Source organism: Egibacteraceae bacterium (assembly GCA_040905805.1).
Taxonomy (GTDB): domain Bacteria; phylum Actinomycetota; class Nitriliruptoria; order Euzebyales; family Egibacteraceae; genus DATLGH01.
On record JBBDQS010000001.1, the window covers coordinates 1 to 5768 of the forward strand.

At 72.1% G+C, this 5768-nt stretch carries 4 protein-coding genes and 1 rRNA gene; 1 reads left to right on the forward strand and 4 read right to left on the reverse strand.

All coding sequences use genetic code 11. The features are described from left to right. From WD250_00005 to polX, 4 genes are all read right to left on the reverse strand, one after another. Positions 1 to 334, reverse strand: a 16S ribosomal RNA gene (locus tag WD250_00005); the annotation flags it as partial. Positions 335 to 1364: 1030 nt separating this feature from the next. Beyond that, the gene (tyrS, locus tag WD250_00010; GenBank protein MEX2618579.1) at positions 1365 to 2585 is read right to left on the reverse strand and encodes a tyrosine--tRNA ligase; all 1221 of its coding nucleotides are present in this window, start codon (positions 2583 to 2585) and stop codon (positions 1365 to 1367) included. A gap of 11 nt (positions 2586 to 2596) precedes the next feature. Further along, positions 2597 to 3205 carry a DNA-3-methyladenine glycosylase gene (locus tag WD250_00015; protein MEX2618580.1) on the reverse strand — a complete coding sequence of 203 codons (609 nt, stop codon included), beginning with the start codon at positions 3203 to 3205 and terminating at the stop codon, positions 2597 to 2599. Between the two features lie 16 nt (positions 3206 to 3221). After that, positions 3222 to 4955, reverse strand: a complete 1734-nt coding sequence (gene polX, locus WD250_00020; GenBank protein MEX2618581.1) for a DNA polymerase/3'-5' exonuclease PolX — start codon at positions 4953 to 4955, stop codon at positions 3222 to 3224. Positions 4956 to 5135: 180 nt separating this feature from the next. On the opposite strand from polX, the gene WD250_00025 reads away from it, so the two are divergent. Next, a complete protein-coding gene (locus WD250_00025; protein MEX2618582.1) occupies positions 5136 to 5606 on the forward strand; it encodes a hypothetical protein in 471 nt (156 codons plus the stop codon). Positions 5607 to 5768: the final 162 nt, after the last annotated feature.

A 5768-nucleotide genomic window follows, 5' to 3' on the forward strand; every position in this document is an offset into this window, starting at 1 on the left:
GGCCGTGTCTCAGTCCCAGTGTGGCTGGTCGCGCTCTCACGCCAGCTACCCGTCGTTGCCTTGGTAGGCCGTTACCCCACCAACAAGCTGATAGGCCGCGAGGCCATCCCATAGCGGCTGACCATTTTCTCCACTGACCATGCGGTCTGTGGAGGTCATCCGGCATTAGCCATAGTTTCCCATGGTTATTCCGGTCTATGGGGCAAGTTCCTCACGTGTTACTCACCCGTTCGCCGGTCTCCCCGATCCCCGAAGGGATCGGTTCTCCCTCGACTTGCATGTGTTAGGCGCGCCGCCAGCGTTCGTCCTGAGCCAGGATCAAACTCTCCATTAGAGATCGTCAACTCCGAGCCGAAGCCCGGATGCCTTCAGATCCGTGGATGAAGAGTCCACCGTGCGCAGGACCGCAAAGGATACGGCGACCTGCCTGGCCACGGTGAATCAATCCAGTTCAGTAACAGCTGGTTGTGTATTACTAGCTGCCCGGAACCAGTTTTTCATACGTCCGCCCAATTTCCCAGCCGAAGCTGGTCCCAAAGGCGGGGTGCATGTTGCACTGGCTTTTGGCACACTGTGCAGTTTTCAAGGAGCGGCTGCGCTCCGTTCGAGGTCCGCCGCCGGGACACCAACGTCGGTGGCAGGCGGGTCGGCTTTCGAACTACGGTCGCTTGCGAGGCCTCTCGGCCTCTGCTGTTCGTGTGGATTGGCCTGTCGGCCGCGGACTGCGGGAACGATGTGCCGTCCACTGCAGCGGGCCGCAAGTTGTCTCCCGCTGGGAGGGTCGTGAAACCCACCCGGCCTTGCTGGGAGAACTCTACTCGGTGTGTTCGTGTGGTGCAACTTGCGGCCGGTGACCGTGGGCCACCGGGAACGGCCAGCCTACCCCCATCCTGCCCGCCGGCAACCCCCAGGGCACAATTGCGGACTTTGAGCACGATCCGGAGGTGGGGCCCAGCGGCGTCTTTGTCGCGGGCGCCGAGCCTTGCCGGCGTTTCGGGTTGCGCCAAGATCGGCGACGAGACGGCAGGCGCGCGCCGGCGCTGAGCACCGCCCGTGCAGGCGCTGACCACGCAAGCCCACCGCCTGTGGCCGGGCACGTCGCCGGGCCAGCCCACCACCCCGGACGTGGTCGCGTGGCCAGGCCACATCCCCGGGCGCGTCGCCGGGCCAGCGCACCACCCCGAAAGTGGTCGCGTGGCCAGGCCACCGCGCCGGGCGGCGAGACGCTCGGGTGCGCCCGCGGATCGCCGAGCCGAGAAGACCCGCACTTTTCCGTGAGCACCTTGTGGCGGTCGCTGCGCGACCCCCCCCCCCACACCCGGCACAGCTGAGAATCGCCCTCGCAGGCTCGGGCGATTCACTGCTCAGGACCGGACGAGACGGGCGAAGCGGCGCTTGCCGGCTTGCAGGACGGCACCGGTGAGGTCGGCGGCTGCCAGCTCGGCGGTGGGATCGGCCAACGGGGCGCCGTCCAGGCGGACCGCGCCCTGGGTCACGAGCCGACGGGCCTCGGCCCCGCTGCTCGCCATGCCGGCGGCCTGCAGCAGGCTCGGCAGGAACCACGGGTCGGTCGCCCCGAGGTCGAACTCCGGCGCGTCGTCGGGCACCGCGCGGTCGCGGAACTGGCGGTCGAAGCGGGCCTCGGCCCCGGCTGCGGCGTCGGCCCCGTGGTAGAGGGTGACGATCTCACGGGCAAGGCGCCGCTTGGTCGCGCCCGGGTGCAGGTCCCCGCCGGCCAGGCCGGCGTCGATGCGCGCGACCTCGTCGGGGTGCACGTCGGTCACCAGCCGGAAGTACCGCACCATCAGGCTGTCCGGTATCGACATGACCTTTCCGAACATGTCCGGGGCGTCGTCATCGACATCGATGGTGTTGCCGGCGGTCTTCGACATCTTCGCCTGCCCGTCGGTGCCCTCCAGCAGGGGCATCGTGAGCACCACCTGGGGGTCCTGGCCCGCGTCGGACTGCAGGTCCCGGCCCACCAGCAGGTTGAAGGTCTGGTCGGTCCCGCCGAGCTCCACGTCGGCACGGACGGCGACCGAGTCGTGCCCCTGCAGCAGCGGGTACAGGAACTCGCTGACGGCGATCGGGCGCCCCTCACGGTGGCGGGCGGCGAAGTCCGCGCGCTCCAGCATGCGGGCCACCGTCATCTGCGCGGTCAGGCCGAGCACGTCGGCCATGCCGAGGCGTTCGAGCCAGTCACGGTTGTCGACCACCTCCAGTCGCTCGGCGAGCAGCACCCGGCGTGCCTGGTCGAGGTACGTCGCGGCGTGGTGGGCCACCTCGTCGGCCGACAGCCGGGGACGGGTCACCGAGCGCCCCGACGGGTCGCCCACCCGCGCGGTGAAGCCGCCGATGATGAGCACCGCGGTATGGCCGAGACGCTGGAAGTCGCGCAGCTTGCGCAGCACGACGGTGTGCCCGATGTGGATGTCGGGGCTGGTGGGGTCCATGCCGAACTTGACCCGCAGGGGGGCCCGATCCCCCGCCGCGACCTGCTCGAGCTTGCGCTCCAGCTCGCCGGCCGGCAGCGCCCGGTCGGCGCCGTCGAGCAGGATCTTGGACTGTTCGGCAACGGTGAGCATACGGCCCAAGCCTATGCCAGCCGCCGATGCGCCTTGTACGGGGAGGCCCAGCGCGACCCGGGGACGACGAACCGCCAGGCCACCTCGGCGGCGGCGGCGACGCCGGTGCGGGCCGTCGTGGCGACGTCCGGTCGCGCGCCGTCGTCAGCGAGGTGCAGGGCCGGCGGGGCGTGCCCGGGGCGGGCGCTGAGGTCGGTGCCGCTCCACCTGCCGTCCAGGCCGTAGGCCTGGGCGAGGCGCGCCGGCCCCCGCAGCAGCTCGCGGTCGGCCCGGCCGCCTCGCCGGGCGCGCATGACCTCCTGGCCCTCGAGCGGCTCGGCGGCGCGCAGCAGGCACCCCTGGCCATGGCCGGTGGTACCGGTGACGACGTTCAGGCACCAGTGCATCCCGTAGGTGAAGTACACGTAGGCGTGACCGGGGGCCCCGAACATGGGGGCGTTGCGGGCGGTGGGGCCCCGGAAGGCATGGCTTGCGGCATCCTCCTGGGTGTAGGCCTCGACCTCGACGATACGGGCCACCAGCAGCCCGGGCTCGTCCGAGTGCACGAGCAGCTTGCCGAGCAGCTCCGCCGCCACCGCGGGAGCCGGCCGGGCGTAGAACGCTCGCGTGAGCGGGGTCATGGGCTCGGCGTCCGCGTCACCGGCGTCGCTTGGCGGCGACGAACTCCAGCAGGCCGTCGAGGTCCCGGCAGTTCAGGACGTCGCCCGGGGTCGCCCACCCGCGCTGGGCCGTCGCCACCCCGTAGGGCAGGTTGTCGAGGTCACCGACCGCGTGGGCGTCACAGGAGATCGCGAGCGTCGCCCCGGCCTGGACAGCGCGGCGGACCAGGTCCCCCCCGAGGTCGAGGCGCCGCGGCGACGCGTTGATCTCCAGGGCCGTGCCGGTCTCGACGGCGGCCTCGGCGATGGCAGTGAAGTCGACCTCGTACCCCGGTCGGATGCCGATCTTGCGCCCGGTCGGGTGCCCGATCACGTTGACCGCGGGGCTCTCCATGGCGCGGATGATGCGCGCGGTCTGCTCCGCGGCCGGACGCCGCATCAGGCTGTGGACGCTGGCCACCGTGAAGTCGTAGCCGAGCAGGAACTCCGGGTCGTAGTCCAGCCCGCCGTCGCCCCCGATGTTGAGCTCGGCGCCGTGCAGGATGCGCATCGACGGGTACCGCTCGGCGAGCCGGGCGATCTCCGCCCGTTGCGCGAGCATGCGCTCGCGCGACAGCCCGTTGATCGTCAGGTCCTCGGCGTGGTCGGTCACGGCCCAGTAGGCGTAGCCGCGGGCCGCGGCGGCGTCGAGCATCTCCATAAGGGTGGCTTTGCCGTCGCCGGACCAGTCGCTGTGCCCGTGCAGGTCACCCCGGACGTCGGCCACGGTCACCACGGTCGGCAATGCGCCGGACGCCGCGGCCTCGACCTCGCCGGTGTCCTCCCGCAGCGGCGGGGGGACCTCCGCCAAACCGAGGGCGGCGTAGACCTCGGCCTCCGACGCCCCGGCCACCCGCCGCCCGCCGTCGCGCTCGAACAGCCCGTACTCGCTGAGGGTCACCCCCTGCCGGACGGCGCGTTCGCGGATCCGCACGTTGTGCGCCTTGGACCCGGTGAAGTAGACCAGTGCGGCACCCCAGGCGCCCGGCTCGACGACCCGCAGGTCCGCCTGCAGACCCCGGACGGTCAGCACGCTCGTCTTCTTCTCCCCGGCGGCCAGGACCTTGACCACCAGCGGGGACTCCCGCAGCGCCGCGTGCACGTGGCCCGGGTCGTCGCTGGCGACGAGGACGTCGATGTCGCCCACGGTCTCGCGCATGCGCCGCAGGCTGCCGGCGTACGCGGCGTGGACCACGCCGGGGAGGGCCCGCAGCCGCGTAACCAGCTCCACCGCGATGCCGATCGCGTCCGCAGCAGGCATCCGGTCGCTGTCCTTCGCGCCCATCCGCTCGATGGCCTCGCGCAGGTTGTCTTCGGTCCGGGCGCCGAGCCCGGGCAGGTCGCGCAGCGCCCGGGCCTCGATCGCCGCCCGCAGCCCCTCCAGGGAGTCGATGCCGAGCTCGTCGTACAGCTGCTTCGCGGTCTTCGGGCCCAGGCCGGGGATACGGATCAGCTGCAGCAGGCCCGGGGGCAGGTCGCCCCGCAGCTCCTCCAGCATGCCGATGCTCCCGGTCTGCAGGTACTCGGCGACCTTGGCGGCGGTGGACTTGCCGATGCCCTTCAGGCCGGCGATTTCCTGGGGCTCGAGCGTCGACAGGTCGACTGCGGCAGCCGCGATCACGCCTGCCGCCCGCTCGTAGGCGCGGACGCGGAACGCGTCCTCCCCGCGCAGACGCAGCAGGGTGGCGATCTCGGTGAAGCGCGCGGCGACGTCCTCGTTGGTCCAGCTCATGGGTGAGGATGCTACGTCGACAGGTGCCGCAGGCACGGCTCAGGTCTAGGATGCCCGGTGGCCGGGGGTCGCCGAGGTGCCGGCGGAGGCGAGCCCAGCCGTGCCGCGGGTGACGACGTGCAGCGAGGTCATGGAGGTTCGACAGTGGAGTCGTCGGGGAGGTCGCAGTCCGCGCCGCGTGTGGGGGCCTGGGCCCGCACCGGCTCGCTCGTGGGCGTGGTGGCGGTCAGCGACGAGGACGGGGTCACGCTGTACGACCCGGGCAGCCGGCGGATGGCGCGCGTGTCCCCCGCCGAGGTCACCCCCGTGGAAGCGGGCGCGGTCACCGTGTCCGTGCACGTCGACCTGCCGATCCCCCACGGGCTGGCCGGCGACGCCCTGGCGCGTTGGGTCGCCAGCCTGACCGACGAGACGATCCGCGACCGCGCCCGAGCCGCCCTGGACGAGGCCGGCATCGACCAGGCGGTCGCGCTGCCCGAGGTGCGCCTGGAGGTGCAGGCGGCGGCCACGAGCGGCGCGCTCTGCCTGTGCGGCGCGCGCACCCCCGCACCGGACGGTGCCAGCCTCGCCTGCGACCAGTGCGGCCGGGAAGCCGTGGCCCCACCGGCCCGCTCGGACACCGGCGACGTCCTCGGCCTCGATTTGAAGTAGGGCCGTCCACGCCTCAGTCTCCATGGCGGTCCGGCGCGACCGCCACACCCGGCACAGCAGCGCATCGCCCTCGCAAGCTCGGGCGATCCTCGCCTCAGTCTCCATGGCGGTCGCGGCGCGACCGCCACACCCGGCACAGCAGCGCACCGCCCACGCCAGCAA

Coding starts and splice junctions, on each gene's coding strand:
- tyrS (MEX2618579.1), bottom strand. CDS start 2,585: ATGCTCACCGTTGCCGAACAGTCCAAGATCCTGCTCGACGGCGCCGAC.
- polX (MEX2618581.1), bottom strand. CDS start 4,955: ATGAGCTGGACCAACGAGGACGTCGCCGCGCGCTTCACCGAGATCGCC.
- WD250_00015 (MEX2618580.1), bottom strand. CDS start 3,205: ATGACCCCGCTCACGCGAGCGTTCTACGCCCGGCCGGCTCCCGCGGTG.